The organism is Ottowia sp. (assembly GCF_035444425.1).
In the GTDB taxonomy this organism is placed as follows: domain Bacteria; phylum Pseudomonadota; class Gammaproteobacteria; order Burkholderiales; family Burkholderiaceae_C; genus Ottowia.
In genome coordinates this window covers 15,456-41,056 of record NZ_DAOMOQ010000012.1, presented here as the reverse complement: position 1 = coordinate 41,056, position 25,601 = coordinate 15,456, and the positions used below count along the sequence as shown (strand labels likewise).

Sequence of the window (25,601 nt, the reverse complement as noted above, 5' to 3'; positions counted from 1 at the left end):
CGCGCAAGACCCACTCGGGAAGAAATCGCGCGCCTGTGATACCGTCGCCTTCCTGCTTGCGAAGAAAAACCGACACGACATGAATACGCTGAGGGACCGGCTCGCCGCACTGACGCCCCAGCGCCTGCGCGGGATCCGTCGCGGCATCGAGAAGGAAAGCCTGCGCGCCGAGCCCGACGGCCGGCTGGCGCTGACGCCGCATCCGGCGCGGCTTGGTTCACCGCTGGCGCATCCGCACATCACCACCGATTTCAGCGAGTCGCAGCTCGAACTGGTGACCGGCGCGCACGCCGGCGTCGATGCCGCGCTGACCGAGCTGACCGAGATCCACCAGGTCGTCTACCACGAGCTGGCGGCACTGGGCAGCGAGCTGCTGTGGGTGTCGAGCATGCCCTGCGGCCTGCCGACCGACGAGACCATCCCGATCGGGGTCTACGGCACCTCGAATGTCGGCCGCGCCAAGAGCATCTACCGCGTCGGCCTGAGCCACCGCTACGGCCGGCGCATGCAGACCATCTCGGGCATCCACTACAACTGGTCGTTGCCCGGGGTCAGCAACGACGAGTACTTCGCGCTGATCCGCAACTTCCGCCGCAACGCGGTGGTGCTGCTGTACCTGTTCGGCGCCTCGCCGGCGGTGTGTTCGAGCTTCGTCGACGGGCGCGAGCACGAACTACAGCCGCTCGGCGAGCACGGCATGCACCTGCCGCACGCGACCTCGCTGCGCATGGGCCGGCTGGGCTACCAGAGCGATGCGCAGGCCTCGCTGGCGGTGAGCTACAACAGCCTGGATTCCTACGCCGAGTCGCTGGAGCAGGCGCTGACCGTGCCGTATCCGGCCTACGAGGCGATCGGCGTGCGCAACCCCGGCGGCGAATACAACCAGCTCGCCACCACGCTGCTGCAGATCGAGAACGAGTTCTACGGCACCATCCGGCCCAAGCGCGTGATCCAGGCGGGCGAGCGCCCGCTGCACGCGCTGCGCGAGCGCGGCGTCGAGTACGTCGAGGTGCGGCTGGTCGATCTCGATCCCTTCGAGCCGGTTGGCATCGGCGCGGCGGCGGCGCGCTTCCTGGATCTGTTTCTGCTGCACTGCCTGCTGGCCGACAGCCCACCCGACACGCCGGACGAGATCGAGGCGATCAAGCTCAACCAGCACCTGACGGCAGCGCGCGGGCGCGAGCCCGGCTTGCTGCTCGAGCGCGCCGGCCAGCAGGTAGAGCTGGCCGAGTGGGCGGCCGACATCGTGGCGCAGCTGGCGCCGATCGCCGTCGCCATGGATGCGCTGGACGGCGGCCGGGCCTACGCGGACGCGCTGACGTCCGCGCGCGCGGCGCTGGCGGCGCCCGAATCGCTGCCCTCGGCGCGGGTGCTGCGGGCGGTGCGCGAGCAGCACGCGGACAGCTTCGTCGCCTTCGTGCGCGAGCGTGCCCTGGCGACGCGCGCGCAGCTGATGGCACTGCCGTACCCGCCGGCGCTGAAGGCGCGCTTCGAGGCGCTGGCGCGGGAGTCGGTCGCCAGGCAGAAGCAGATCGAGGCCAGCGACCAGGTACCGTTCGAGACCTACCGGCTTGAATACCTCTCGCCCGAACGCCTGGGCCTGGGCGAAAGCGCCGTGATGGTGAGCGCCGCCTCGGTGTGAGCCGGCTGGCGGCGACGCGCCGCGGCTGCCTGGCGCGGCTGGGCGCCGTGGCGCTGGCGGCGTCTGCGGCCACCATCCTCGCCGCTTGCGGGCGCGACAAGACCGCCGCCCAGCTTGTGCCGCCCGGCAGCATCGTGCTGGCGCTGGGCGATTCGCTCACCTACGGCACCGGCGCTGCGCCGGAGAGTGCGTATCCGGCTGTGCTGGCGGAGTTGACCGGCTGGAAGGTGGTGAATGCCGGTGTGCCGGGCGACAGCTCGGCGCAGGCGCTGGCGCGCTTGCCGGCACTGCTGGCCGAGCACCAGCCGCGGCTGGTCATCGTCAGCATCGGCGGCAATGACTTCCTGCGCCGGCTGCCGGAGAGTGACACGCGCGCCCATGTGCATGCGATCTGCCGGCAGTCGCTGGAGGCCGGCGCGCAGGTGCTGCTGGTGGCGGTGCCGCGCGCCACGGTGGCTGCCGCGCTGGGGCAGATGACCGACCACCGCCTCTACGCCGAGATCGCCGCCGATCTGAAGATCCCGCTGCAGCGCGAGGGCTGGGCCGAGGTGCTGGCCGACCCCGAGCTGCGCGCCGATGCCATCCACGCCAACGCGCGCGGCTATGCTCAGTTTGCGCGCAGCCTGCACGGCACCGCCGTGGCGGTGGGTCTGTCGAACCGCTGACGGCCCGCGTGCATAGCGCCGGCGTTCACAGCGCGCGCTCCCACCAGTCGCCGACCAACTGCTGCTGCAGCCAGGTGATGAAGGTCAGCACCTTGGCCGGCACCAGCTTGGGTGAGGGGAACACGGCGTGCATTTCCTGCGAGGGCAGGGCGTGGTCCTGCAACAGCGGCACCAGCCGGCCGGCGGCGACCGGCTCGCGCGCCACGTACCAGGGCAGCACCGCCAGGCCCATGCCGGCTTCGCAGGCGGCCGCCAGCGCCGACAGGTTGTTGCTGCGCAGCGGGCCGCTGACCGGCACCGATTCGTCCTCGCCGCCGGGGCCGTGCAGCAGCCAGCGCGCATCGCCCTGCACGCTGCTGTAGATCAGGCAGGCGTGGGTGGAGATGTCGGCCGGTGTCCGTGGTGCGCCATGCGCCGCGAGGTAGCCGGGCGCGGCCGTCAGCACCCAGGGGTTGATGCCCAGGTAGCGCGCGCCCAGGCTGGAATCGGCCAGCCGGCCGAGGCGGACCGCCAGATCGACACCGCGCTCGACCAGGTTGACGTAGTGGTCGTCGAAGCCGAGTTCGATCTGCAGCCGCGGGTGCTCGCTCATGTAGCGCAGCACCAGCGGTACCAGCACGCGGCGTCCGAATGCGACCGATGAGTTGATGCGCAGCAGGCCGGAGGCGCTTTGCTGCACCAGGGCGGCAAGGCTCTCAACCTCGTCGACGTCGTGCAGGATCGCCTTGCAGCGTTCGTGGTAGAGCTCACCCACCTCGGTCGGGGTGACACCGCGGGTCGAGCGGTGCAACAGGCGGGCGCCCAGGTGGCGCTCCGCCTCGGCGACCGCCTTCGACGCCGTCGGCTGCGTGATGCCGAGCTCCTGCGCCGCCTTGCTGAAGCTGCCGGTCTCGACCACGCGCACGAATACCTGCATGGCGGTGAAGCGGTCCATGCCGCCATGGTACACGAGGGGTTCGCTTTATTCCTCCTGGGAATAGATCATATGCAGCGCCGGCGGCTTCCTCCTGCGGCTGCTCGCGGGCACCATCCCTGCCAACGACAAGCAAATCAAAGGAGCACAAGCATGGCGAAGATGAAGGCCGCGATGGCCGCGGTACTGGTGATGGAAAAGGAAGGCGTGACCCAGGCCTTCGGGGTGCCGGGGGCAGCCATCAACCCCTTGTATGCGCAGCTGCAGGAGCGGCAGACCATTGCCCACGTGCTGGCGCGCCACGTCGAGGGTGCCTCGCACATGGCCGAGGGCTACACCCGTGCCAAGGCCGGCAACATCGGCATCTGCATCGGCACCTCGGGTCCGGCCGGCACCGACATGATCACCGGCATGTACTCGGCCAGCGCCGACTCGATCCCGATCCTGTGCATCACCGGCCAGGCGCCACGCGCCCGTCTGCACAAGGAGGACTTCCAGGCCGTGGACATCGCCTCCATCGCCAAGCCGGTGACCAAGTGGGCCACCACGGTGCTGGAGCCGGCGCAGGTGCCGTGCGTGTTCCAGCAGGCCTTCCACCTGATGCGCTCGGGCCGCCCCGGCCCGGTGCTGATCGACCTGCCGTTCGATGTGCAGATGGCCGAGATCGAGTTCGACATCGACACCTACGAGCCGCTGCCGGTGTACAAACCGGCGGCCTCGCGCAGGCAGATCGAGAAGGCGATCGAGATGCTCAACGCGGCCGAGAAGCCGCTGATCGTCTCGGGCGGCGGCGTCATCAACGCCGATGCCTCGGACCTGCTGCAGCAGTTCGCCGAGCTGGTCGACATCCCGGTGATCCCGACGCTGATGGGCTGGGGCACGATTCCCGACGACCACCGCCTGATGGCGGGCATGGTCGGGCTGCAGACCTCGCACCGTTACGGCAACGCGACCATGCTGGCGAGCGACTTCGTGCTCGGCATCGGCAACCGCTGGGCCAACCGCCACACCGGCAGCCCCGAGGTCTACTGCAAGGGCCGCAAGTTCGTCCACGTCGACATCGAGCCGACCCAGATCGGCCGTGTGTTCGCGCCTGACTACGGCATCGTCTCGGACGCCAAGGCCGCGCTCGAGCTGTTCATCGAGGTGGCCAGGGAATGGCAGGCGGCCGGCAAGCTGCGCGACCGCTCGGCCTGGGTGGCCGAGTGCCGCGCCCGCAAGGGCGACGTGCAGTACCTGCGCAAGACCAACTACGACAACGTGCCGATGAAGCCGCAGCGCGTCTACCAGTGCATGAACAACGCCTTCGGCAAGGACGTGACCTACGTCTCGACGATCGGCCTGTCGCAGATCTCGGCGGCACAGTTCCTGCACGTGTACGGTCCGCGCCGCTGGATCAACTGCGGCCAGGCCGGCCCGCTGGGCTGGACCGGCCCGGCGGCGCTGGGCGTCGCGGTGGCGAACCCGGGCACCAAGGTGGTGGCGTTGTCGGGCGACTTCGACTTCCAGTTCATGCTGGAGGAGATGGCGGTGGGGGCGCAGTTCAACATCCCCTACATTCACATCGTGGTCAACAACAGCTACCTCGGCCTGATCCGCCAGGCGCAGCGCGGCTTCAGCATGGACTACTGCGTGCAGCTGTCGTTCGACAACATCAACACGCCGTCGGCCGAGCCCTCGCGCGGCTATGGCGTCGACCACGTCAAGGTGGTCGAGGGCCTGGGCTGCAAGGCGATCCGCGTGCACAAGCAGGAAGACATCGCGCCGGCGATCCGCCAGGCCGAGGCCTGGATTGCCGAGCACCAGGTGCCGGTGATGATCGAGGTGATCCTCGAGCGCGTCACCAACATCGCGATGGGCACCGAGATCGACAACGTGACCGAGCACGAGGAGATGGCGCAGGGTCTGGGCGACGTGCCGACCTCGATCGCCGTGTCCATGCTCGACTGAAAGCCTGCGAGCCCGTCCACTGAAGGAAGAGAACATGCCTAAATTTGCCGCCAACCTGACCATACTCTACAACGAGGTGCCGTTCCTCGAGCGCTTCGAGCTTGCCGCCAAGGACGGCTTCGAAGCGGTGGAGTTCCTGTTCCCCTACGCGTTCGATGCCCGCGATATCCGCCGCCGGCTCGACGACAACGGCCTGAAGCTGGCGCTGCACAACCTGCCGGCTGGCGACTGGGATGCCGGCGAGCGCGGCATCGCGATCCTGCCCGAGCGTGTGGCCGAGTTCCGTGCCGGCGTCGCCAGGGGCATCGAGTACGCGCAGGCGCTCGGTGTCGGCCAGCTCAACTGCCTGGTCGGCAAGACGCCGGCCGGTGTGGAAGATGCCGTGCTGCGCCGCACGCTGGTCGACAACCTGCGCTACGCCGCGGGCGAGTTCAAGGCCGCCGGACTGAAGCTGCTGGTCGAACCGATCAACACCTACGACATCCCCGGCTTCTACCTGAGCCGAAGCGCGCAGACGCTGGACGTGCTGGACGAGGTCGGTGCCGACAACGCCTTCCTCCAGTACGACATCTACCACATGCAGCGCATGGAGGGCGAGCTGGCGGCGACGCTGCAAAAGCAGCTGGCGCGCATCGCCCACATCCAGCTGGCCGACAACCCGGGCCGCAACGAGCCCGGCAGCGGCGAGATCAACTACGCCTTCCTGTTCGCGCACCTGGACCGCATCGGCTACGACGGCTGGATCGGCTGCGAATACAAGCCGGCCGCCGATACCCGCGGCGGGCTGGGCTGGCGCCAGCGCCTGACGGCCTGAATCTTCATCGGGCAGCGACTGCGGCGCCCGCCGGTGGCGCCGGCTGCCGCACGCCCGCCTCATCACCTGTTTCGGAGACACCCATCATGAGCAACACATCCCTCAACATCGGTTTCATCGGCCTTGGCATCATGGGCACGCCCATGGCCGGCCACCTGATCAAGGGCGGCCACAAGCTGGCCGTCTACACGCTGGGCCCGGTACCCGAGCCGATCGCCGGCAGCAGCGCCAAGGTCTGCGCCAACGCCAAGGAAGTGGCGCAGCTGTCGGACATCATCATCACCATGGTGCCCGACACGCCGGACGTCGGCGCCGCGCTGTTCGGCGAGAACGGCGTTGCCGCCGGCCTGAGCCAGGGCAAGGTGGTGATCGACATGTCCTCGATCTCGCCGGTCGAGACCAAGGAGTACGCCCGCAAGATCGAGGCGCTGGGCTGCGATTACGTCGATGCGCCGGTTTCCGGCGGCGACGTCGGCGCCAAGAACGCCTCGCTGTCGATCATGTGCGGCGCCAAGCCCGAGGTGTTCGAGCGCGTCAAGCCGGTGTTCGAGCTGATGGGCAAGAACATCACGCTGGTCGGCGGCATCGGCGACGGCCAGACCTGCAAGGTGGCCAACCAGATCGTGGTCGCGCTGACCATCAACGCGGTCGCCGAAGGCCTGCTGTTCGCCTCGCGTGCTGGCGCCGATGCGGCCAAGGTGCGCCAGGCGCTGCTGGGTGGGCTGGCGACCTCGCGCATCCTCGAGATCCTGGGCGAGCGCATGATCAAGCGCACCTTCGATCCGGGCTTCCGCATCGCGCTGCACCAGAAGGACCTCAATCTCGCGCTCGGCGCTGCGCGCCAGCTCGGCCTGGCGCTGCCGGCCACGTCGACCGCGCAGCAGCTGTTCAGCGCCTGCGTGTCGCACGGCGGCGCGGCCTGGGACCACTCGGGCATGGTGCGCGCGCTGGAAAAGCTGTCCAACTTCGAGATCGGCCAGAAGGCGGTCTGATAGGCTCGCCGCCAGGCCCAGGAGAACGGCATGACGCGAGTGACCCCACTGAATCCTGCCGACTTGCTGCGGCGCATGTTCGATGCCGCCGTGGCGTCGGCGCAACCGGCGCTGTGCGTGCCGCGCTTCCTGCCCGAGCTGGCCGAGGTGCGCGGCCGCGTGATCGTGATCGGTGCCGGCAAGGCGTCGGCCGCGATGGCGCAGGCGGTGGAAGAGCACTGGCGCGGGCGTGGCCTGGAACGCGTCGAAGGCCTGGTCGTCACGCGCTACGGCTACGGCGCGCCGTGCGAGCGCATCGAGATCGTCGAAGCCGCGCATCCCGTGCCCGACGCTGCCGGTGAAGCCGCCGCGCGGCGACTGATGGCGCTGGTGAGCGGGTTGCAGCCCGATGACCTGGTGCTGTGCCTGATCTCCGGCGGCGGCTCGGCGCTGCTGCCGCTGCCCGGTGCCGGCCTCACGCTGGCGGACAAGCAGGCGGTGAACAAGGCCTTGCTGGCCAGCGGCGCCACCATCACGGAGATGAACTGCCTGCGCCGGCACCTGTCGGCGATCAAGGGCGGCCGGCTGGCGGCTGCCTGCCATCCGGCGCGCGTGCTCAGCCTGCTGATCTCCGATGTGCCAGGCGACCAGCCGATCGACATCGCCTCCGGCCCCACCGTGGCCGATCCGACCACCACCGGGGATGCGCTGGCGATCGTGCGCCGCTACGGCATCGAGCTGCCGTCGGCCGCGCGCCAGCTGCTGGAAAGCGGCGCCGGCGAATCAGTCAAGCCGGATGACCCGCGCCTGGCGCGCGCCGAGGCGCACATCGTCGCCGCGCCGCAGCTGGCGCTGGAAGCCGCCGCCCAGGTGGCGCTCGAGGCCGGCGTGACGGCGCACATCCTCGGCGATGCGCTGGAGGGCGAGGCGCGCGACGTCGGCAAGGTGCTGGCCGCGATTGCGCTGCAGGTGGCCAAGCACGGCCAGCCGTTCGAGCCGCCCTGCGTGCTGCTGTCGGGGGGCGAAACCACCGTCACGCTGCGCGGCCAGGGCCGCGGCGGGCGCAACGTCGAATGCCTGCTGTCGACCGCCATCGCGCTCGACGGCCAGGCGGACGTGCACGGCATCGCCTGCGACACCGACGGTGTCGACGGCGCCGAGGAGCTTGCCGGCGCGCTGATCGGCCCCGACACGCTGCGGCGCGCCTGGGCGCTCGGGCTGCGCCCCAGGGACGAGTTGGCCGACAACAACGGCCACGGCTTCTTCGAGGCGCTGGGCGACTCGGTGGTTACCGGGCCGACCCGCACCAACGTCAACGACTTTCGCGCGCTGCTGATCGAGGCGAGGCAGCCATGAGCGCGCAGCCGCCCGCGTGCCGCTGCCTGGCCCGCGTGTGGCGGCTGGTTTCCATTTCCGTTTCACCGTTCACGGCTGCCGAGGCCGGGCGCCCGTCTTCCCAATCAAGGAAACTCTTCCATGCGTAGAACCCGCAATGCCAAGATCGTCGCCACCCTCGGGCCGGCGAGTACCGATCCCGAAATCATCGAGCAGCTGTTCCTGGCGGGCGTCGACGTGTTCCGGCTCAACTTCAGCCACGGCAGCGCCGACGACCACCGTGCGCGCGCCGCGACACTGCGCGAAATCGAGCACAAGCACGGCCGGCCGATCGCCATCCTGGCCGACCTGCAAGGCCCCAAGCTGCGCGTCGGCACCTTCGAGGACGGCCCGGTGCAGCTTGTCGTCGGGCAGCCGTTCCGGCTGCAACTGGAGCCGATCGCCGGCACCGCGCAGGCGGTGACGCTGCCGCATCCCGAGATCTTCGCCGCCCTGGTGCCTGGCGCCGAGCTGCTGCTCGACGACGGCAAGCTGCGCCTGAAGGTCGAGCGCTGCGACGCCGGCAGCGCCGACACCACGGTGCTGGTCGGCGGCCGGCTGTCCGACCGCAAGGGCGTCAACGTGCCGGGCGTGGTGCTGCCGATCTCGGCGCTGACCGAGAAGGACCGGCGCGACCTGGAGGTGGCGCTGGAGATCGGCGCCGACTGGATCGCGCTGAGCTTCGTGCAGCGTCCCGAGGACATCTACGAGGCGCGCGGCCTCGTCGGCACGCGCGCCGGCCTGGTGGCCAAGCTGGAGAAGCCGGCCGCGATCGACCGGCTGGAGGAAGTGATCGAGGCCACCGACGCCGTGATGGTGGCGCGCGGCGACCTCGGCGTCGAGATGCCGGCCGAAACCGTGCCGCCGCTGCAAAAGCGCATCGTCCGCATCTGCCGCCAGCGCGGCCGACCGGTGATCGTCGCCACCCAGATGCTCGAATCCATGATCGAGAGCCCGGTACCGACCCGCGCCGAGGCCTCCGACGTCGCCACCGCGATCTACGACGGCGCCGACGCCGTCATGCTGTCGGCCGAATCGGCTGCCGGCAAGCACCCGGTCGGTGCGGTGCAGATCATGAACCGCATCATCGAGCGGGTCGAGGACGATCCTCTGTACCGCCAGTTCCTCGACACCTCGCACAGCGCCAACGTGCCCGGCCAGACCGACGTGGCCGACGCCGTCTGCTGCGCCATGCGGCGCGCGGTGGCGTTGATGCAGCCCAGCGCCATTGTCTGCGCCACGCATTCCGGCCACACCAGCCTACGCGCCGCGCGCGAGCGCGCCGACGCGCCGATCCTGAGCCTGACGCCGCTGCAGTCGACCGCGCGCAAGCTGGCGCTGGCCTGGGGCGTGCACTCGCTGCACGTGGGCGAGGTCAGCAACCTGGACGAGATCGCCGCGCTGGCCGCCAAACTGGTGCGCAGCGAGGGCTTTGCCGAGCCGGGCGATCCCTTCGTCGCCATCGCCGGCATGCCGTTCGGTACCTCCGGCACCACCAACCTGATGCACATCGGTTTCGCCTGATCCTTGCGCGGCACCTACTGGCGTGCGCCGGCGGGCCCGGGCCCTCAGGCCACCAGCGCCGGCTCGGCCATGGCCTCCAGCTGCTCGCGCAACGTGGCGATCTGCCCGCGCCAGTAGTCCGGCGTGCCGAAACCAGGGAAGGCGGCGGGGAACGCCGGGTCGTCCCAGCGGCGCGCGATCCAGGCGCTGTAGTGGATCAGGCGCAGCGTGCGCAGCGGCTCGATCAGCGCCAGCTCGCGGCGGTCGAACTCGCGCATCTGCTCGTAGCCGTCCAGCAGCGCGCCCAACTGGCGCTGGCGTTCGGCGCGCGTGCCGCTTTGCAGCATCCACAGGTCCTGCACCGCCGGCCCGCTGCGGCAGTCGTCCAGGTCGACGAAGTGCGGCCCGCCGCCGGGCAGTTCAGCCGGTGTCCACAGGATGTTGCCGATGTGGCAGTCGGCGTGCAGGCGCAGCCGGCGGATGCCGGTGGCCGCGTCATCACCTCCGGGTGCATCGAGTGCCGCCAGCGCATCGGCCACCGCATCCAGGGCCTGCTGGCTGACGCCGGCCCATTCGCGCTCCACCTCCAGCGGCAGCCCGGCGTGGGCCAGCAGCCAGGCGCGCGGCTCGGTGCCGTAGCTGGCCAGGTCGACCGCCGGCCGGTGCCTGAACGTCGCGCGCTCGCCGACCATGTGCAGGCGCGCCAGGAAGCGGCCGATCCAGGCCAGCGTGTCCTCGTCGTCCAGCTCGGGCGCCCGCCCGCCGCGCCGCGGACTGACCGAGAACGCCATGCCTTCATGCTGGTGCAGGGTGCGGCCGCCGATCGCCAGCGGTCCGACCACCGGTACTTCGGCCGCCATCAGCTCCTGCGCGAAGGCGTGCTCTTCCTCGATCTGCTCGGCGCTCCAGCGTCCAGGCCGGTAGAACTTCAGCACCAGCGCCGGGTGCTCGGCCGCCAGGGGCGTGCCCGGCTCCAGCTGCGCCAGATAGACCCGGTTCTCGAATGAGTTGAGTGCCATCAGCCGGCCATCCGGCATCAGGCCGAGCGCGGCCAGCGCGTCGAGGATGAAGGCCGGCGTGAGGGAAGCGAAGACGGGCGGGTTCATGTCGGGCCGCCATTCTGGCATTGCCGAACGCCTATGATCACGGCTTGCCGACAGCGCCTCCGGCCGCATCGCACCGGCGGCCTCCCCAAGGGCCCGTAAGACCCGACTACACCCGCGGCGATCGAACCGCCGTCCACCTGGAACCGAACATGACTTCAATCCACGCCCCGGCCGGCCGCGCCGGCCGCGCGCCCGACCAGTTGCGCCCGGTGCGCATCACGCGCCGCTACACCGCCTACGCCGAAGGCTCGGTGCTGATCGAATTCGGCCAGACTCGGGTGCTGTGCACCGCCTCGGTCGAGGAGAAGGTGCCGCCGCACAAGCGCGGCAGTGGCGAGGGCTGGGTCACGGCTGAATACGGCATGCTGCCGCGCGCCACCCACACGCGCGGCGATCGCGAGGCCGCGCGCGGCAAGCAGAGCGGCCGCACGCAGGAAATCCAGCGCCTGATCGGTCGCAGTCTGCGCGCCGTGTTCGACCTGGGCAGGCTGGGCGAACGCACCATCGCGCTCGATTGCGACGTGATCCAGGCTGATGGCGGCACGCGCACCGCCGCCATCACCGGCGCCTTCGTCGCCGCGCAGGACGCGGTGAGCTGGCTGCTCGAGCAGGGCAGGATCGAGCAGTCACCAATCCTGAATCCGGTGGCTGCGGTTTCGGTCGGCATCGTCGGCGGCGTGCCGGTGCTCGATCTCGACTACGCGGAGGATTCGTCCTGCGGCACCGACATGAATGTGGTGATGACCGGCGCCGGCCACTACGTCGAGGTGCAGGGCACGGCCGAAGGTGCGGCCTTCTCGCGCGCCGAGATGGACCAGCTGCTGCGACTGGCCGAGCAGGGCATCGGCGAGTTGATCGAGGCGCAGCGCGCGGCCCTGTCGGCGTGAAGGGGCCGGTGGATGGTTCAGCCATGAGGATCGTGCTCGCATCCAACAACCCCGGCAAGCTAGCCGAGCTGCAGGCCATGCTGGCGCCGCTCGGACTGGAGTTGGTGCGCCAGGCCGATCTGGGCATCGGCGAGGCCGAGGAGCCGTTTCGCACCTTTGTCGAGAACGCGCTGGCCAAGGCGCGCCACGCCGCGCGTGCCAGCGGGCTGCCGGCGATCGCTGACGACGCCGGCTTGTGCGTCGACGCCTTCGGCGGCCTGCCGGGTGTCGACACTGCCTTCTATGCCACCCGGTTCGGCTACCCGAAAAGCGACGACAACAACGTGCGCGCGCTGCTGGAGCAGATGGCGGATGTGGACAATCGCCGCGCGGCCATGGTCAGCACCCTGGTGGCGCTGCGCTCGGCCGACGACCCCGAGCCACTGATCGCCGTCGGCCGCGTGGTCGGCGAGATCGCACGCGCGCGGCGCGGCAGTGGCGGCTTCGGCTTCGATCCGGTGATGTTCATCCCCGAGTTCGGCCAGACCTTTGCCGAACTGCCCGCGGAAGTGAAGAACGCCAACAGCCACCGCGGCCGCGCCGCAGCGCAGATGGTGGAACTGATGCAGGAGCGTTGGCTCGACGCCGGCGGCGGCGCATCGCCTGCGCCCGGCCAGCCTTGACGGACGTCCAGCACCACCTGCGCCCCGGCAGCCTGCAGTTGCCGGCGCTGCCGCCGCTGTCGCTGTACCTGCACCTGCCCTGGTGTCTGAAGAAGTGTCCGTACTGCGACTTCAACTCGCACCAGGTGCCCGACGGCGCCGATGCGCAGGCGCAGCAGGCGCACTACGTCGACGCGCTGTTGGCCGACCTGCAGGCCAGCCTGCCGCTGGTCTGGGGGCGCTCGGTGGTCAGCGTGTTCATCGGCGGCGGCACGCCGAGCCTGTTCGCGCCCGAGCAGATCGATCGTCTGCTGGCCGGCGTGCGTGCGCTGCTGCCGATGGCGGTGCCCTGCGAGGTCACGCTGGAAGCCAACCCCGGCACTTTCGAGCGCGAGCGCTTCGCGGCCTTTCGCGCGGCCGGCGTGACGCGCCTGTCGGTCGGCGTGCAGAGCTTCAATGATGCACAGCTGCGGGCGCTCGGCCGCGTCCACGATGGTGCGCAGGCGCGCGCGGCGCTGGAGGAGGCGGCGCGCGCCTTCGACACCTTCAACCTCGACCTGATGTACGCGCTGCCGGGGCAGACGCTGGTGCAGCTCGAGCAGGATGTGCGCACCGCGCTGTCGTTCGCGCCGCCGCACCTGTCAATTTACCACCTGACGATCGAGCCGAACACGGTGTTCGCCAAGTTCCCGCCGCGGCTGCCGGACGAGGACACGGCCTGGGACATGCTCGACCGCATCACCGAACTGACGGTGCAAGCCGGTCTGGAACGCTACGAAGTCTCGGCCTATGCGCGCACCGACCACCGCTGCGCGCACAACCTGAACTACTGGCGGTTCGGCGACTATCTGGGCATCGGCGCCGGCGCGCACGGCAAGCTGAGCTTCCCGCAGCGCGTGGTGCGCCAGGTGCGGCACCGCCTGCCCGAGCTGTACATGGGCAAGGCGCTGGCCGGCGATGCCGTGGCGCAGCAGCACGAGGTGGCGCGGCGCGACCTGCCGTTCGAGTACATGCTGAATGCGCTGCGGCTGAAGGACGGCTTCACGCTGGCGCACTACACGGCGAGCACCGGCTTGGCGCCCGTCACCATCGAGGATGCCTTGCGCGAGGCGCGGCGGCGGGGCTGGCTGGAGCAGCAGGGCGACTGCTGGCGGCCGACCGCGCGCGGCTTCGATTTGCTCAGCGACCTGCAGCAGCTGTTCCTGCCCGGGGCCTGACAGGCTGTGTCAAATGACGTACCGCACGGTAGGTCTGCGCCGACGGCGTGCGGTCGCTCGCGCCTACTGCGCCGGCGCCGATCGCTGCCTACAGTGGACCCATCGCAGGCCGTTGGAACTTCGTGACACCCACGAAGGACGCTTGTGAAGACCACTGCAGGAGCATCGACATGAATGAAGACACTATCGCCGGCAACTGGAAGCAGTTCAAGGGCAAGGTCAAGGAAGCCTGGGGCAAGCTGACCGACGACGACATGGACGTGATCGCCGGCAAGCGCGACCAGATGGTCGGCAAGATCCAGGAGCGCTACGGCATCGCCAAGGACGAAGCCGAAAAGCAGGTCACCGACTGGGAAGCCCGCAACAGCTACCGCTGGTAGGCACGACGCCAGAAGCGCCCCGTCATGGGGCCGCACACCAAGCCGCGTGGATGCCATCCACGCGGCTTTCTTGTTGGCGGCGTCAGATCGCGTGCAACTGCACCGGTCCCGGGAATCCGGCTGCCGTCACCAGCTTTTCCAGCATGGCCTGCCAGTCGCTGCCGGCGTGCATCAGCTTCATCTGGCTGCCGTCCATGAAGCCGCTGGCGATGCTGTGGGCGATGAAGTCGAGCAGGCGCTGGTAGTAGCCGTCCTGGTTGAGCAGGCCGATCGGCTTGTCGTGGTAGCCGAGCTGGCGCCAGGTCCAGACCTCGAAGAACTCCTCAAAGGTGCCGATACCGCCCGGCAGCGCCAGGAAGGCGTTGGCGTGCTCGGCCATCAGGCGCTTGCGCTCGTGCATGGTGTCGACGATCAACAGCTCGTGGCAGCCGTGGTGCGCGTGCTCACGTTCCACCAGGGTTTGCGGAATCACGCCGACGACACGCCCGCCGGCGGCCAGCGTGGCGTCGGCCACCACGCCCATCAGGCCGCTGCGGCCACCGCCATAGACCAGCTGGCCGCCGCGGGCGCCGATCCAGTGGCCGACCTGGGCTGCGGTGGCGGCGAAGGCCGGATCGACGCCGGGGCGCGAGCCGCAGTAGACGCAGATGGAGAATGCAGGCAGATCGCCGTCCTTGAATCTCATGGGGCAAGAAAATGCATGTAAAGCGCCGCCAGCCAGATGCTGCCGGCCAGGGTCAGGCTGAGAAACACGGCCGCGGAACCCATGTCCTTGGCGCGTTTCGACAAATCGTGCCACTCGGGGCCGATGCGGTCGATGGCGGTCTCGATGCCGGTATTCAGCAGTTCGACGATCATCACGAACAGCACCGAGCCGGCCAGCAGCGCGGTTTCGGACCAGTCGCTGCCGAGCCAGAACGAGAGCGGCAGCAGGACGATGGCCGCCTTCGCCTCCTGACGGAAGGCGGCTTCACCCCAACCCGCCTTCAGGCCCTCGATCGAATAGCCGGTGGCGTGCCAGATGCGCGACAGACCGGTGCGTGATTTCTGCGGATTGACGGGATCCGGTGCTGGTGGCGGCGAAGTCATGGCCTGCTATTGTCGGATACGCGGGTCACGGCAGTTTGACATCGGCGCGGCCAGCATCAGCGTCGCTTGGCCGGATCGGGCTGCACGTCGATCAGCCGCGTGCCGGCCAGCACGTCGTGCCAGAACTGCTGCTCGCGCTGGAAGCGGCTGAGCAGCGCCCAGACCAGCACCCAGCCGGTCATCAGCACGCTGACCTCGCCGCCGCTCAGGGTGAACGGCGCCATCAGCGCCAGCGGCGGCAGGAACCACAGCCAGGCGAGCAGGTAGCGCAGCAGCGCGCGAAGGGGTTTCAGCGGTTGCCCGTCACGATCGACGACGCGGATGTGCCAGGTCTTCATGGCCAGCGTCTGGCCGCTCCTGCTCCAGAAGTACACGAAGTAGGCCGCCAGCACCGCGAACAGGAACAGCTGCAGGCCATGGCGGTTGTCGAGCCCATGGCGCGACTGCGTCACCACCGCGAACAGCAGGCCGGGCAGCATCACCATGCCGAACATCAGCACGCCCTCGTACAGCCAGCAGGCCATGCGGCGGCGCAGGGCAGGGGCCCGCAAGGACGTCATCGGGGCCGGCGGGGGCGAACCGGCGGAACTGGGGTTCATGAATAGGACCTGGAAACAAGAGGCCGCGCAAGAGCCGTCGGGAGCGGGCCGGCGCCGCGGCTGCGGCCACGTTCGCCGGCACGCCGGCTAGCGCGCAGGGGCGTTGGCCGAACCCGGCGCCTGGGGCAGCAGTGTATTGCGATCGACCGGCGGTGTCGGACGGGTGTTGCCGGGCTTGGCAACCGCGCCGACGCCCGTGCCCGGCGCGGGCGCGAGCGTCGGCGGGCGCAGGATCCGGCTGGGCGGCACCGGGCGCAGGGCCGGTGCGGCGCCCCGGGGCGGCCTGGGCTGTTCGGTCGCGAGGCGGTCGCGCTCCTCGGCCGGCAGCGCCTGGTATTCCTCCCACTTGGCGCGCTTCTCGTCGGCCGGCACCTTGCGCACCTCGCCGAAGTTCAGCCGTGCCTGCGACCGCTGGGCCGGGCTCAGCCGGGCCCATTCGGTCATGCGGCTTTGCAGCGTGGCCTGCTCGTCGGGGTCCATGCGGTTGAAGTTGTGGACCAGGGCCATCCACTTGCGCTGCTGGTCGGCCTGCAGCGATGGCCACAGCGTGGCCAGGGGGCGCAGCGCGGTCTTCTGCTCGGCGTTCAGTTCGGCCCAGTTGACGCCGCCGGCGACCGGTGCAGCCGCCGGCGCCCGCCCGCCGGCCTGCGCGAATGCCGGCGGCACCAGCAGCGCCGCCAGGGCGATGGCGATGGCGAAGGCCGGCAACGGTTGGTGCATCGGTCTGGCGTCGGGCCCGGGGCGTGCCTAGCGGCTGGTCGTGCCGGAGTCACTGCCGACCTTCAGATAGCGCAGGAAACCGGGATCGGCATAGGCCTCGGGCGGCAGGTCGTCGGTCAGCAGCGCCGAGTCGAGGTCGGCGATCTCCATCGCGCGGTCGTCGTCCTGCAGCACGTTGATGGTCACCAGGCCGATGGCCAGCGCCAGCACCAGGCCGATCGAGGCCAGCCGGCCCCAGAACCCCAGGCCCTCGTCGCCGAAGCTCAGGGTGGCGCTGGCGCCGCTGCCGGACACCTCGGTCGCGCTGCGCAGCCGCACCGTGGTGGCTGCCCGGCGGCGCTGCGACACCGCCTGCTCGCGCGCGGCGCGCAGGCGCTCGCTGATGTCGTGCGGCAGCTCGGCGGCGGCGCCAGCCAGGTGCGAGGCGATCCGCAGGCCGAAACGGTTTTGCAGCACTTCGGCGCGCAGCTGCTTGTAGGTGGTGGTGTTCATAGTGTGATTCCCTTGGCTCGCAGCGCCTTGGCCAACGCCTGGACTGCGCGCGAGCAATGCGTCTTGACACTGCCTTCCGAACACCCCATGGCGGCCGCCGTCTCCGCGACGTCCATTTCCTCCCAGTAACGCATCAAAAAGGCCTCTCGTTGACGGGGTGGCAGTGCCTGGATCTGCAACTCGATCTCGTGCAGGATCTGCGCGCGCCGGGTGGCATCCTCGGCGCTCTCGACCTGCTCCGAATCGGCCGCGCCGGCGAACGTCTCCAGCAGGTCGAAATCGCCGTCGCCATCGGGCGACTCGAAATCGCTCAGGTTCGAGAATACGGCATTGCGCGTCTTCTGGCGCCGGAACCAGTCCAGCGTGCTGTTCGACAGGATGCGCTGGAACAGCATCGGCAATTCGGCCAGCGGCTTGTCGCCGTAGTGCTGCGCCAGCTTCATCATGCTGTCCTGCACGATGTCCAGCGCCGCGTCCTCGTTGCGCACGTGATAGACGGTGCGCTTGAACGCCCGCTTCTCGACGCTCTTGAGGAAGTCGGAAAGTTCTAGTTCGGTGGCCAAGGAACGTCAGGAAGAAGCGCGGAGATGCCAGCTTGGAGCAAGGACCGCGGGCGGGGCGCCCGGCGTGCCGGGGCGATTATGGCATCGGGGTCTTTTTTCGGTGCCGGCTTACCACTGGCATGTTGCAGTGCGATAATGCGCGCTTGCAGTCAAGAAAGGCAAACGGGTCACCGTCGGGCGGATCGAGTCAATGGCCGTCCATGGCGCGTGGCCTCAAGTCCTGAAGCGGTCTCACGAGGGCTGGCAAGGGGCACCCAAGGTTTTTCGTTAGAGAAATTCTCGAAAGGTTGATCGAAATGGAAATCTCTAAAGCCGAAATCAAGTCGGCCGCCGCCGCATCCGACGGCGATCCTTCCGAACTCCGCGGCGCTGAAATCGTCATCAAGGCACTGCAGGCCGAGGGCGTGAAGTACGTCTGGGGCTATCCCGGCGGCGCAGTGTTGCACATTTACGACGCGTTCTACAAGCAGGACAGCATCCAGCACGTGCTGGTGCGCCATGAGCAGGCCGCCGTGCACGCCGCAGACGGCTACGCGCGCGCCACCGGCGATGTCGGCGTGGCGCTGGTCACCTCCGGGCCCGGCGTGACCAACGCGCTCACCGGCATTGCCACCGCCTACATGGATTCGATTCCGCTGGTGATCATCACCGGCCAGGTGCCGACGGCCGCCATCGGCCTCGACGCCTTCCAGGAGTGCGACACCGTGGGCATCACGCGCCCGGTGGTCAAGCATAACTTCCTGGTCAAGGACGTGCGCCAGCTCGCCGAGACGATCAAGAAGGCCTTTCACATCGCGCGCTCGGGCCGCCCGGGACCGGTGGTGGTCGACATCCCGAAGGACATCTCCTTCAACAAGACCACCTATACCGGCTATCCCGAGAGCATCGAGATGCGCTCGTACAACCCGGTCAGGAAGGGTCACGGCGGCCAGATCCGCAAGGCGCTGCAGCTGTTGATGAGTGCCAAGCGGCCCTACATCTACACCGGCGGCGGGGTGCTGCTGGCCAATGCGACCAGCGAACTGCGCGAGCTGGTCGATCTGCTGAACTACCCGGTCACCAACACCTTGATGGGCCTGGGCGCGTTCCCGGCCACCGATCGGCGCTTCCTCGGCATGCCCGGCATGCACGGCACGCTGGAAGCCAACAGCACGATGCAGAACTGCGACGTGCTGCTGGCCGTGGGCGCGCGCTTCGACGACCGCGTGATCGGCAACCCCAAACACTTCGCGCAGAACGAGCGCAAGATCATCCACATCGACATCGATCCGTCGAGCATTTCCAAGCGCGTCAAGGTCGACGTGCCGATCGTCGGCGACGTCAAAGACGTGCTGACCGACCTGATCGGCATGCTGAAGGAAAGCGGCGCCAAGCCCGACGAGGCGGCGCTGGCCGACTGGTGGAAGACCATCGAAGGCTGGCGCAGCCGCGATTGCCTGAAATACGACCGCGGCAACCAGGACGTGATCAAGCCGCAGTACGTGGTCGAGACCCTGTGGAACCTGACCAAGGACGTCGAGACCTACGTGACCGCCGACGTCGGCCAGCACCAGATGTGGGCGGCGCAGTTCTACAAGTTCAACGAGCCGCGGCGCTGGATCAACTCGGGCGGCCTGGGCACCATGGGCGTCGGCATTCCGTTCGCCATGGGCATCAAGCTGGCCAAGCCCGACGCCGAGGTGTACTGCGTCACCGGCGAGGGCTCGGTGCAGATGTGCATCCAGGAGCTGTCGACCTGTCTGCAGTACAACACGCCGATCAAGATCGTCTCGCTCAACAACCGCTACCTCGGCATGGTGCGCCAGTGGCAGGAGATCGAATACTCTGGCCGCTACAGCCACACCTACATGGACGCGCTGCCCAACTTCGTCAAGCTGGCCGAGGCCTACGGCCACGTCGGCATGCTGATCGAGCGACCGCAGGACGTCGAGCCGGCGCTGCGCGAGGCGCGCAAGCTCAAGGACCGCACCGTGTTCATGGACTTCCGCACCGACCCGACCGAGAACGTGTTCCCGATGGTCCAGGCCGGCAAGGGCCTGACCGAGATGCTGCTGGGGGCCGAAGACCTCTGAAGAGCCTGAGCGCCGGACGCGGAGCATTGGGCGCCCGGCACTTCAATCAAGACGAATCTATTGCCCGCCAAGCCCGCGCATTACCGTGCGCGGGGGAGGGCGGCGAAAAGAGGAATCACATGAAACACATCATCGCCGTACTGATCGAAAACGAGGCGGGCGCGCTATCCCGCGTGGTGGGCCTGTTCTCGGCCCGTGGCTACAACATCGAATCGCTGATCGTCGCGCCGACCGAAGATGAGAGCCTGTCGCGCATGACGATCCAGACGCGCGGCTCGGACGACACCATCGAGCAGATCACCAAGCACCTCAACCGCCTGATCGAGGTCGTCAAGGTGGTCGACCTGACCGAGGGCAGCTACATCGAGCGCGAGCACATGATGGTGAAGGTGCGCGCGGTCGGCAAGGAGCGCGAGGAGATCAAGCGCATGGCCGACATCTTCCGCGGACGCATCATCGACGTCACCGACAAGAGCTACACCATCGAGTTGACCGGCGACCAGGCCAAGCACGACGCCTTCCTGAACGCGATCGAGAAGTCGGCGATCCTGGAAACTGTGCGCACCGGTGCCAGCGGCATCGGACGCGGTGAGCGGCTGCTGCGGGTGTAGAGCGCCCGTTCCATCGATCAAGCGGGCTCGGCCGACCACCCGTTCGGGCCGAGCTTGTCGAAGCCCCGCGCCAAGCGGGCATGAGTGCGAGCCCTTCGACAGGCTCAGGGCGAACGGGTTATCGAATCAACTGAAGAGAGAAAAGCATGAAAGTGTTCTACGACAAGGACTGCGACCTGAGCCTGATCAAGGGCAAGACCGTCGCCATCATCGGCTATGGCTCGCAGGGCCATGCGCACGCGCAGAACCTCAACGACTCCGGCGTCAAGGTCGTGGTCGGCCTGCGCAAGGGCGGTGCCAGCTGGCCCAAGGTCGAGAAGGCCGGCCTGAAGGTGGCCGAGGTGGCCGAGGCGGTGAAATCGGCCGACGTGGTGATGATCCTGCTGCCCGACGAGCAGATCGCCAAGGTGTACCGCGACGACGTCGAGCCCAACATCAAGCAGGGCGCCTCGCTGGCGTTCGCGCACGGCTTCAACGTGCACTACGGCCAGGTCGTGCCGCGCGATGACCTCGACGTCTGGATGGTCGCGCCCAAGGCGCCCGGCCACACCGTGCGCAACACCTACACGCAGGGCGGCGGCGTGCCGCACCTGGTGGCGGTGCACCAGGACAAGAGCGGCAAGGCGCGCGACCTGGCGCTGTCGTATGCCATGGCCAACGGCGGCGGCAAGGCCGGCATCATCGAGACCAACTTCCGCGAGGAGACCGAGACCGACCTGTTCGGCGAGCAGGCCGTGCTGTGCGGCGGCACCGTCGAGCTGATCAAGGCCGGCTTCGAGACCCTGGTCGAGGCCGGCTACGCGCCCGAGATGGCCTACTTCGAGTGCCTGCACGAGCTCAAGCTGATCGTCGACCTGATCTACGAAGGCGGCATCGCCAACATGAACTACTCGATCAGCAACAACGCCGAGTACGGCGAGTACGTGACCGGCCCGCGCATCGTCACCGACGAAACCAGGAAGGCCATGCGCCAGGCGCTCAAGGACATCCAGACCGGCGAGTACGCCAAGAGCTTCATCGCCGAGAACCTGGCCGGCGCGCCGACGCTGCAGAGCCGCCGCCGCCTGAACGCCGAGAGCGAGATCGAGCTGGTGGGCGAGAAGCTGCGTGCCATGATGCCCTGGATCAAGGCCAACAAGCTGGTCGACAAGTCCAAGAACTGACCCAGCCCCGAGGCGCTGGCGCGCCTCCCCCTCGAGGGGGCGCACGCAGTGGCCTGGCCAAGCCAGTGTCACGCGTGCCCGCGAACACGCCCGCGCTGCGCGCCGGGCGTTTTTCTTTGGGCGCTCAGTGTCTTGCGCGCCATCGACGACACCCGCGCTGCAGTATCCTTGAAGCCATGGTCAACGATCCCGACGACGTCGTCATCCCGCGCAAGCGCCGCAAGGGCATCTACGTGCTGCCCAACCTGTTCACGCTGGCGGCGCTGTTCGGTGGTTTCTACGGCATCGTGATGGCGATGAACGGGCGCTTCGACCTGGCCACCACCGGCATCTTCGCCGCCATGGTGCTCGACAGCCTGGACGGCCGCGTGGCGCGCATGACCGGAACGCAAAGCGCGTTCGGTGAGCAGATGGATTCGCTCGCCGACATGGTCAGCTTCGGCGCCGCGCCGGCGCTGCTGGCCTACGAATGGGCGCTGCGCCCGCTCGGGCGCTGGGGCTGGATCGCCGCCTTCGTCTACTGCGCCTGTGCGGCATTGCGGCTCGCGCGCTTCAACGTCAACACCTCGGTGGTCGACAAGCGCTTCTTCCAGGGCCTGCCGTCGCCCGCCGCCGCGGCGCTGGTGGCAGGCTTCATCTGGCTGACCAGCGCCATGCTGGTCGCGCACCGCGAGGTGCCGCTGTTCAAGGCGCTGATCTCGGTGTTCGGCGGCGAGCCGATCGCGCGCGCCGACCTGTCCTGGATCATGTTCGCCATCACGCTGTTCGCCGGCCTGACCATGGTGACCAACACGCCGTACTACAGCTTCAAGGATTTCGGCGGCCGGCGCAGCGTGCCGTTCGTGGTGCTGGTGCTGCTGGCCCTGCTGCTGGCGGTGATCAGCATCGAGCCGGCCACCATGCTGTTCGTGCTGTTCTTCGGCTATGCGCTGTCGGGCTACGTGATCTACGCCTGGCGCCGCGCCAAGGGCGAACCGGTCAGCATTGTCAGCACATCGACCGACGAGCCGGACGAACGCGGCCTGCACCAGGATTGAGCCTGGCGGATGATGGCATCCGTGAAATCCCCAGTGCGCACGATAGCTTGCTCATGTGCTACATTCACCTTCTTATGAACAAGCCGCTGGCTCTACTACTGGCAACGCCGAACGGGCGGGGACAGTAGCGCGCGCGACTTTTTCCTGTAAAGGCCCGTTTGCACCCGCAGCGGGCCTTTTTCGTTGTTGAACGTTCTTGCCTGCGGGTTGCTGCCCCATTGTTTTCCTGGAGAGTTCCATGACCGACAAGCTCATCATTTTCGACACCACCTTGCGTGACGGCGAGCAGTCGCCCGGCGCCAGCATGACGCGCGACGAGAAGCTGCGTATCGCGCGCCAGCTCGAGCGCCTGCGGGTGAACGTGATCGAGGCCGGCTTCGCGGCCAGCTCCAACGGCGACTTCGAATGCGTGCAGGCGATCGCCAACACCATCAAGGAATCGACCGTGTGCTCGCTCTCGCGCGCGAACGACCGCGACATCGCGCGCGCGGCGGAGGCGCTGAAAGGCGCCGCGAGCGGGCGCATCCACACCTTCATCGCCACCAGCCCGCTGCACATGGAGAAGAAGCTGCGCATGACACCCGACGAGGTGTTCGAGCAGGCCAAGCTGGCGGTGCGCTTCGCGCGCAACCTCATGGGCGACATCGAGTTCAGCGCAGAGGACGGCTACCGCAGCGACATCGACTTCCTGGCGCGCATCTGCGAGGCGGTGATCAAGGAGGGCGCCACCACCATCAACATTCCCGACACCGTGGGCTACGCGATTCCCGAGCTGTACGGCGAGTTCATCCGCACGCTGCGCGAGAAGGTGCCGAACAGCGACCAGGCGATCTGGTCGGTGCACTGCCACAACGACCTCGGCATGGCGGTGGCCAACAGCCTGGCGGGCGTCAAGATCGGCGGCGCGCGCCAGGTCGAGTGCACCATCAACGGCCTCGGCGAGCGCGCCGGCAACTGCTCGCTGGAAGAGATCGTGATGGCGGTGAAGACCCGCAAGGACTACTTCGGCCTCGAGGTCGACATCGATACCACCCAGATCGTGCCGGCCAGCAAGATGGTCAGCCACACTACCGGCTTCGTGGTGCAGCCCAACAAGGCAGTGGTCGGCGCCAATGCTTTCGCGCACGCCAGCGGCATCCACCAGGACGGCGTGCTGAAGGCGCGCGACACCTACGAGATCATGCGCGCTGAGGACGTCGGCTGGAGCGCCAACAAGATCGTGCTTGGCAAGCTCTCCGGCCGCAATGCCTTCAAGCAACGCCTGCAGGAGCTTGGCGTGATGCTCGAATCCGAAGGCGAGATCATGGCCGCGTTTGCCCGCTTCAAGGACCTGGCCGACCGCAAGAGCGAGATCTTCGACGAGGACATCCTGGCGCTGGTTAGCGACGAGAGCGTCACCGCCGAGAAGGAGCAGTACGGCTTCATCTCGCTGGCCCAGCACAGCGAAACCGGCGAGATGCCGCATGCGAAGATCGTGCTCACCGTCGACGGGCAGGAGGTGCATGGCGAATCGGACGGCAACGGGCCGGTCGATGCCTCGCTGAAGGCGATCGAGTCGCAGGTCAACAGCGGCGCCGAGATGATCCTGTATTCGGTCAACGCCATCAGCGGCTCGACCGAGAGCCAGGGCGAGGTTACGGTGCGCCTGCAGAACTCGGGCCGGGTGGTCAATGGCGTCGGCGCCGATCCCGATATCGTGGTTGCATCCGCCAAGGCATATATCAATGCCCTCAACAAGTTACACGATAAATCTGATCGGGTTGCCGCACAATTCTAGGGTTTACCCTGATGTATCTTTAAACAGTTGAAGAAAGAGACGCAAGTCGATGATATTGCGTCTCTTTTTCCATTTCAGTACACTCCCGCTTCATTCGCAGTAGGTTTGGGGAACGATGATGGCAACTGGGGCATTCGGCAAGCGGTTTTCGGGCTGGATGAAGGCACTGGGCATCCTGTCGGCTGGCATCGTGTTCGGTTTGTCGACGCTGTCGCCGGCCTTGGCTGCGCCGGCCAAGAAGAAACCTGCGGCGACCAAGGCGGCCGCCAAGCAGGCGCCCAAGGCCAGCCAGAAGGCGGCAGCCAAGGCACCTGCGGCGAAGAACGGCCGGACCGCCAGGACGTCGGCGCGCCCGGCGCCGGCCAAGGCGGGCGCCACCAAGGCACAGCGCACCGCCGTGGCCCGCAATGCCAAAGGCAGCGCCCGACAGGCGGCCGCCAAACGGGGGTCGCGGGCCAGCGCCACGGTCGCCCAGCGCAGCGGCCGCGTGGCCGCGCGCGAGACGCGCCTGTCGCTGCAGCAGGCAACACCGGAAGCGCGCCCGGCGCGCCTGTCGTTCGGCCAGATGGCCGGCCTGCACGCGGTCAATGACCCGCTGGACCTGAAGTCGAGCGTGGCGCTGGTGGTCGATCAGGACACGCACGAGGTGCTGCTGAGCAAGAACGACCATGCGGTGCTGCCGATCGCCTCGCTGACCAAGCTGATGACCGGCCTGATCGTGTCGGACGCGCGCCTGCCGCTGGACGAGATGATCACCATCACCGAGGCCGACATCGACACCGAGAAGGGCAGCCGCTCGCGCCTCAGCGTCGGCACCACGCTGTCGCGCGGCGAGTTGATGCACCTGGCGCTGATGTCGAGCGAGAACCGTGCCGCGCACGCGCTCGGCCGTACCTATCCCGGCGGCATGGACCGCTTCGTCGCCCTGATGAACGCGCGTGCCGCCCGGCTGGGCATGAAGGACACGCGCTACGTGGAGCCGACTGGCCTGTCGAGCGGCAACCGTTCCAGCGCGCACGACCTGGCCACGCTGGTGGCCGCGGCGGCGGACGACCGGCTGCTGCGCCAGCTGACCACCTCGCACGGTTACGAAGTGGCGCTGGGCGAGCGCATGCTGCAGTACAACAACACCAACCGCCTGGTGCACAACCCCGAGTGGCAGATCGGCCTGCAGAAGACCGGGTACATCTCCGAGGCCGGCCAGTGCCTGGTGATGCAGGCGCGGGTGGCGGGCCGCAAGCTGATCATGGTGTTCCTCGACTCCAGCGGTCGCGGCAGCCGACTGGGCGATGCCGAGCGCGTGCGCCGCTGGGTGGAAACGCAGCGCCCGGCCGAGGTCATGGCCGCGACCGGCGCATTCGCCAGCTGATCCCCTCGGCAACGCCGTTTGGGCGTCTTTGCCTTTCCCTGGTCGG

General features: G+C 68.3%; 25 protein-coding genes. 17 read left to right on the top strand and 8 right to left on the bottom strand.

Annotated elements, in window-relative coordinates:
* Positions 1 to 79 precede the first annotated feature (79 nt).
* On the top strand, positions 80 to 1,642 hold the full coding sequence (gshA, locus tag PK606_RS06870; protein ID WP_324562078.1) for a glutamate--cysteine ligase: 1,563 nt from the start codon (positions 80 to 82) through the stop codon (positions 1,640 to 1,642).
* Entirely contained in the window at positions 1,639 to 2,307 is a 669-nt protein-coding gene (locus tag PK606_RS06865; protein WP_324562076.1) for a GDSL-type esterase/lipase family protein, read from the top strand. Before gshA ends, PK606_RS06865 begins: the two co-directional genes overlap by 4 nt.
* Positions 2,308 to 2,332: 25 nt before the next feature.
* Here the strand turns inward: PK606_RS06865 and PK606_RS06860 are convergent, their stop codons facing one another.
* A complete protein-coding gene (locus PK606_RS06860) occupies positions 2,333 to 3,241 on the bottom strand; it encodes a LysR family transcriptional regulator (protein WP_324562074.1) in 909 nt (302 codons plus the stop codon).
* A gap of 132 nt (positions 3,242 to 3,373) precedes the next feature.
* Here PK606_RS06860 and gcl point away from each other — a divergent pair, with 132 nt between their 5' ends.
* The 5 genes from gcl (at position 3,374) to pyk (ending at position 9,853) form a co-directional block, all read left to right on the top strand.
* The gene (gene gcl, locus PK606_RS06855; protein ID WP_324562072.1) at positions 3,374 to 5,170 is read left to right on the top strand and encodes a glyoxylate carboligase; all 1,797 of its coding nucleotides are present in this window, start codon (positions 3,374 to 3,376) and stop codon (positions 5,168 to 5,170) included.
* A 34-nt stretch (positions 5,171 to 5,204) separates the two neighbouring features.
* Positions 5,205 to 5,984: a hydroxypyruvate isomerase gene (hyi, locus tag PK606_RS06850; RefSeq protein WP_324562070.1), complete on the top strand. Its 780-nt coding sequence runs from the start codon at positions 5,205 to 5,207 to the stop codon at positions 5,982 to 5,984.
* Between the two features lie 86 nt (positions 5,985 to 6,070).
* The gene (locus PK606_RS06845; protein WP_324562068.1) at positions 6,071 to 6,976 is read left to right on the top strand and encodes a 2-hydroxy-3-oxopropionate reductase; all 906 of its coding nucleotides are present in this window, start codon (positions 6,071 to 6,073) and stop codon (positions 6,974 to 6,976) included.
* 30 nt (positions 6,977 to 7,006) lie between these two features.
* Positions 7,007 to 8,311 (top strand): glycerate kinase type-2 family protein, encoded by a 1,305-nt coding sequence (locus tag PK606_RS06840; RefSeq protein ID WP_324562066.1) that lies wholly within the window; start codon positions 7,007 to 7,009, stop codon positions 8,309 to 8,311.
* A 120-nt stretch (positions 8,312 to 8,431) separates the two neighbouring features.
* Positions 8,432 to 9,853, top strand: coding sequence for a pyruvate kinase (gene pyk / locus PK606_RS06835; protein ID WP_324562064.1), 1,422 nt, complete (start codon positions 8,432 to 8,434; stop codon positions 9,851 to 9,853).
* A 44-nt stretch (positions 9,854 to 9,897) separates the two neighbouring features.
* Here the strand turns inward: pyk and PK606_RS06830 are convergent, their stop codons facing one another.
* A complete protein-coding gene (locus tag PK606_RS06830; protein ID WP_324562062.1) occupies positions 9,898 to 10,938 on the bottom strand; it encodes a serine/threonine protein kinase in 1,041 nt (346 codons plus the stop codon).
* 149 nt (positions 10,939 to 11,087) lie between these two features.
* Here PK606_RS06830 and rph point away from each other — a divergent pair, with 149 nt between their 5' ends.
* The 4 genes from rph (at position 11,088) to PK606_RS06810 (ending at position 14,063) form a co-directional block, all read left to right on the top strand.
* Entirely contained in the window at positions 11,088 to 11,825 is a 738-nt protein-coding gene (gene rph, locus PK606_RS06825) for a ribonuclease PH (protein ID WP_324562060.1), read from the top strand.
* A 23-nt stretch (positions 11,826 to 11,848) separates the two neighbouring features.
* Positions 11,849 to 12,487, top strand: coding sequence for an RdgB/HAM1 family non-canonical purine NTP pyrophosphatase (rdgB, locus tag PK606_RS06820; RefSeq protein ID WP_324562058.1), 639 nt, complete (start codon positions 11,849 to 11,851; stop codon positions 12,485 to 12,487).
* The gene (gene hemW, locus PK606_RS06815) at positions 12,484 to 13,683 is read left to right on the top strand and encodes a radical SAM family heme chaperone HemW (protein WP_324562056.1); all 1,200 of its coding nucleotides are present in this window, start codon (positions 12,484 to 12,486) and stop codon (positions 13,681 to 13,683) included. Before rdgB ends, hemW begins: the two co-directional genes overlap by 4 nt.
* Positions 13,684 to 13,853: 170 nt before the next feature.
* On the top strand, positions 13,854 to 14,063 hold the full coding sequence (locus PK606_RS06810; RefSeq protein ID WP_324562053.1) for a CsbD family protein: 210 nt from the start codon (positions 13,854 to 13,856) through the stop codon (positions 14,061 to 14,063).
* 82 nt (positions 14,064 to 14,145) lie between these two features.
* On the opposite strand, the gene PK606_RS06805 is transcribed toward PK606_RS06810, so the two are convergent.
* The 6 genes from PK606_RS06805 to PK606_RS06780 all read right to left on the bottom strand — a co-directional run bounded on the left by PK606_RS06805 (position 14,146) and on the right by PK606_RS06780 (position 17,526).
* Positions 14,146 to 14,748 (bottom strand): LOG family protein, encoded by a 603-nt coding sequence (locus tag PK606_RS06805; RefSeq protein WP_324562051.1) that lies wholly within the window; start codon positions 14,746 to 14,748, stop codon positions 14,146 to 14,148.
* A complete protein-coding gene (locus PK606_RS06800; RefSeq protein ID WP_324562049.1) occupies positions 14,745 to 15,152 on the bottom strand; it encodes a diacylglycerol kinase in 408 nt (135 codons plus the stop codon). The genes PK606_RS06805 and PK606_RS06800 overlap by 4 nt, the downstream gene beginning before the upstream one ends.
* A 56-nt stretch (positions 15,153 to 15,208) precedes the next feature.
* The gene (locus tag PK606_RS06795; protein WP_324562165.1) at positions 15,209 to 15,712 is read right to left on the bottom strand and encodes an RDD family protein; all 504 of its coding nucleotides are present in this window, start codon (positions 15,710 to 15,712) and stop codon (positions 15,209 to 15,211) included.
* A 126-nt stretch (positions 15,713 to 15,838) separates the two neighbouring features.
* Positions 15,839 to 16,471, bottom strand: coding sequence for a DUF3106 domain-containing protein (locus tag PK606_RS06790; RefSeq protein ID WP_324562047.1), 633 nt, complete (start codon positions 16,469 to 16,471; stop codon positions 15,839 to 15,841).
* A 27-nt stretch (positions 16,472 to 16,498) separates the two neighbouring features.
* Complete coding sequence (locus PK606_RS06785) at positions 16,499 to 16,963, bottom strand: DUF3619 family protein (protein ID WP_324562044.1); 465 nt, start codon at positions 16,961 to 16,963, stop codon at positions 16,499 to 16,501.
* Positions 16,960 to 17,526: an RNA polymerase sigma factor gene (locus PK606_RS06780; protein ID WP_324562042.1), complete on the bottom strand. Its 567-nt coding sequence runs from the start codon at positions 17,524 to 17,526 to the stop codon at positions 16,960 to 16,962. Before PK606_RS06780 ends, PK606_RS06785 begins: the two co-directional genes overlap by 4 nt.
* A gap of 296 nt (positions 17,527 to 17,822) precedes the next feature.
* Between PK606_RS06780 and PK606_RS06775 the strand changes: the two genes are divergently transcribed.
* From PK606_RS06775 to PK606_RS06750, 6 genes are all read left to right on the top strand, one after another.
* Positions 17,823 to 19,598 carry an acetolactate synthase 3 catalytic subunit gene (locus tag PK606_RS06775; RefSeq protein WP_324562040.1) on the top strand — a complete coding sequence of 592 codons (1,776 nt, stop codon included), beginning with the start codon at positions 17,823 to 17,825 and terminating at the stop codon, positions 19,596 to 19,598.
* Positions 19,599 to 19,717: 119 nt separating this feature from the next.
* Positions 19,718 to 20,209, top strand: coding sequence for an acetolactate synthase small subunit (gene ilvN, locus PK606_RS06770; protein ID WP_324562038.1), 492 nt, complete (start codon positions 19,718 to 19,720; stop codon positions 20,207 to 20,209).
* Between the two features lie 146 nt (positions 20,210 to 20,355).
* The gene (gene ilvC / locus PK606_RS06765) at positions 20,356 to 21,372 is read left to right on the top strand and encodes a ketol-acid reductoisomerase (protein WP_324562036.1); all 1,017 of its coding nucleotides are present in this window, start codon (positions 20,356 to 20,358) and stop codon (positions 21,370 to 21,372) included.
* Between the two features lie 176 nt (positions 21,373 to 21,548).
* Positions 21,549 to 22,409, top strand: a complete 861-nt coding sequence (pssA, locus tag PK606_RS06760) for a CDP-diacylglycerol--serine O-phosphatidyltransferase (RefSeq protein WP_324562033.1) — start codon at positions 21,549 to 21,551, stop codon at positions 22,407 to 22,409.
* 238 nt (positions 22,410 to 22,647) lie between these two features.
* A complete protein-coding gene (locus PK606_RS06755) occupies positions 22,648 to 24,186 on the top strand; it encodes a 2-isopropylmalate synthase (protein ID WP_324562030.1) in 1,539 nt (512 codons plus the stop codon).
* Positions 24,187 to 24,343: 157 nt separating this feature from the next.
* Positions 24,344 to 25,555, top strand: coding sequence for a serine hydrolase (locus PK606_RS06750; RefSeq protein ID WP_502920795.1), 1,212 nt, complete (start codon positions 24,344 to 24,346; stop codon positions 25,553 to 25,555).
* Positions 25,556 to 25,601: the final 46 nt, after the last annotated feature.

Coding starts and splice junctions, on each gene's coding strand:
- pssA (WP_324562033.1), top strand. CDS start 21,549: ATGGTCAACGATCCCGACGACGTCGTCATCCCGCGCAAGCGCCGCAAG.
- PK606_RS06860 (WP_324562074.1), bottom strand. CDS start 3,241: ATGGACCGCTTCACCGCCATGCAGGTATTCGTGCGCGTGGTCGAGACC.
- PK606_RS06805 (WP_324562051.1), bottom strand. CDS start 14,748: ATGAGATTCAAGGACGGCGATCTGCCTGCATTCTCCATCTGCGTCTAC.
- PK606_RS06775 (WP_324562040.1), top strand. CDS start 17,823: ATGGAAATCTCTAAAGCCGAAATCAAGTCGGCCGCCGCCGCATCCGAC.
- PK606_RS06785 (WP_324562044.1), bottom strand. CDS start 16,963: ATGAACACCACCACCTACAAGCAGCTGCGCGCCGAAGTGCTGCAAAAC.
- PK606_RS06840 (WP_324562066.1), top strand. CDS start 7,007: ATGACGCGAGTGACCCCACTGAATCCTGCCGACTTGCTGCGGCGCATG.
- PK606_RS06845 (WP_324562068.1), top strand. CDS start 6,071: ATGAGCAACACATCCCTCAACATCGGTTTCATCGGCCTTGGCATCATG.
- rdgB (WP_324562058.1), top strand. CDS start 11,849: ATGAGGATCGTGCTCGCATCCAACAACCCCGGCAAGCTAGCCGAGCTG.
- PK606_RS06795 (WP_324562165.1), bottom strand. CDS start 15,712: ATGACGTCCTTGCGGGCCCCTGCCCTGCGCCGCCGCATGGCCTGCTGG.
- PK606_RS06800 (WP_324562049.1), bottom strand. CDS start 15,152: ATGACTTCGCCGCCACCAGCACCGGATCCCGTCAATCCGCAGAAATCA.
- PK606_RS06750 (WP_502920795.1), top strand. CDS start 24,344: ATGAAGGCACTGGGCATCCTGTCGGCTGGCATCGTGTTCGGTTTGTCG.
- gshA (WP_324562078.1), top strand. CDS start 80: ATGAATACGCTGAGGGACCGGCTCGCCGCACTGACGCCCCAGCGCCTG.
- ilvC (WP_324562036.1), top strand. CDS start 20,356: ATGAAAGTGTTCTACGACAAGGACTGCGACCTGAGCCTGATCAAGGGC.
- PK606_RS06810 (WP_324562053.1), top strand. CDS start 13,854: ATGAATGAAGACACTATCGCCGGCAACTGGAAGCAGTTCAAGGGCAAG.
- gcl (WP_324562072.1), top strand. CDS start 3,374: ATGGCGAAGATGAAGGCCGCGATGGCCGCGGTACTGGTGATGGAAAAG.
- PK606_RS06830 (WP_324562062.1), bottom strand. CDS start 10,938: ATGAACCCGCCCGTCTTCGCTTCCCTCACGCCGGCCTTCATCCTCGAC.
- PK606_RS06755 (WP_324562030.1), top strand. CDS start 22,648: ATGACCGACAAGCTCATCATTTTCGACACCACCTTGCGTGACGGCGAG.
- rph (WP_324562060.1), top strand. CDS start 11,088: ATGACTTCAATCCACGCCCCGGCCGGCCGCGCCGGCCGCGCGCCCGAC.
- pyk (WP_324562064.1), top strand. CDS start 8,432: ATGCGTAGAACCCGCAATGCCAAGATCGTCGCCACCCTCGGGCCGGCG.
- PK606_RS06790 (WP_324562047.1), bottom strand. CDS start 16,471: ATGCACCAACCGTTGCCGGCCTTCGCCATCGCCATCGCCCTGGCGGCG.
- hyi (WP_324562070.1), top strand. CDS start 5,205: ATGCCTAAATTTGCCGCCAACCTGACCATACTCTACAACGAGGTGCCG.
- ilvN (WP_324562038.1), top strand. CDS start 19,718: ATGAAACACATCATCGCCGTACTGATCGAAAACGAGGCGGGCGCGCTA.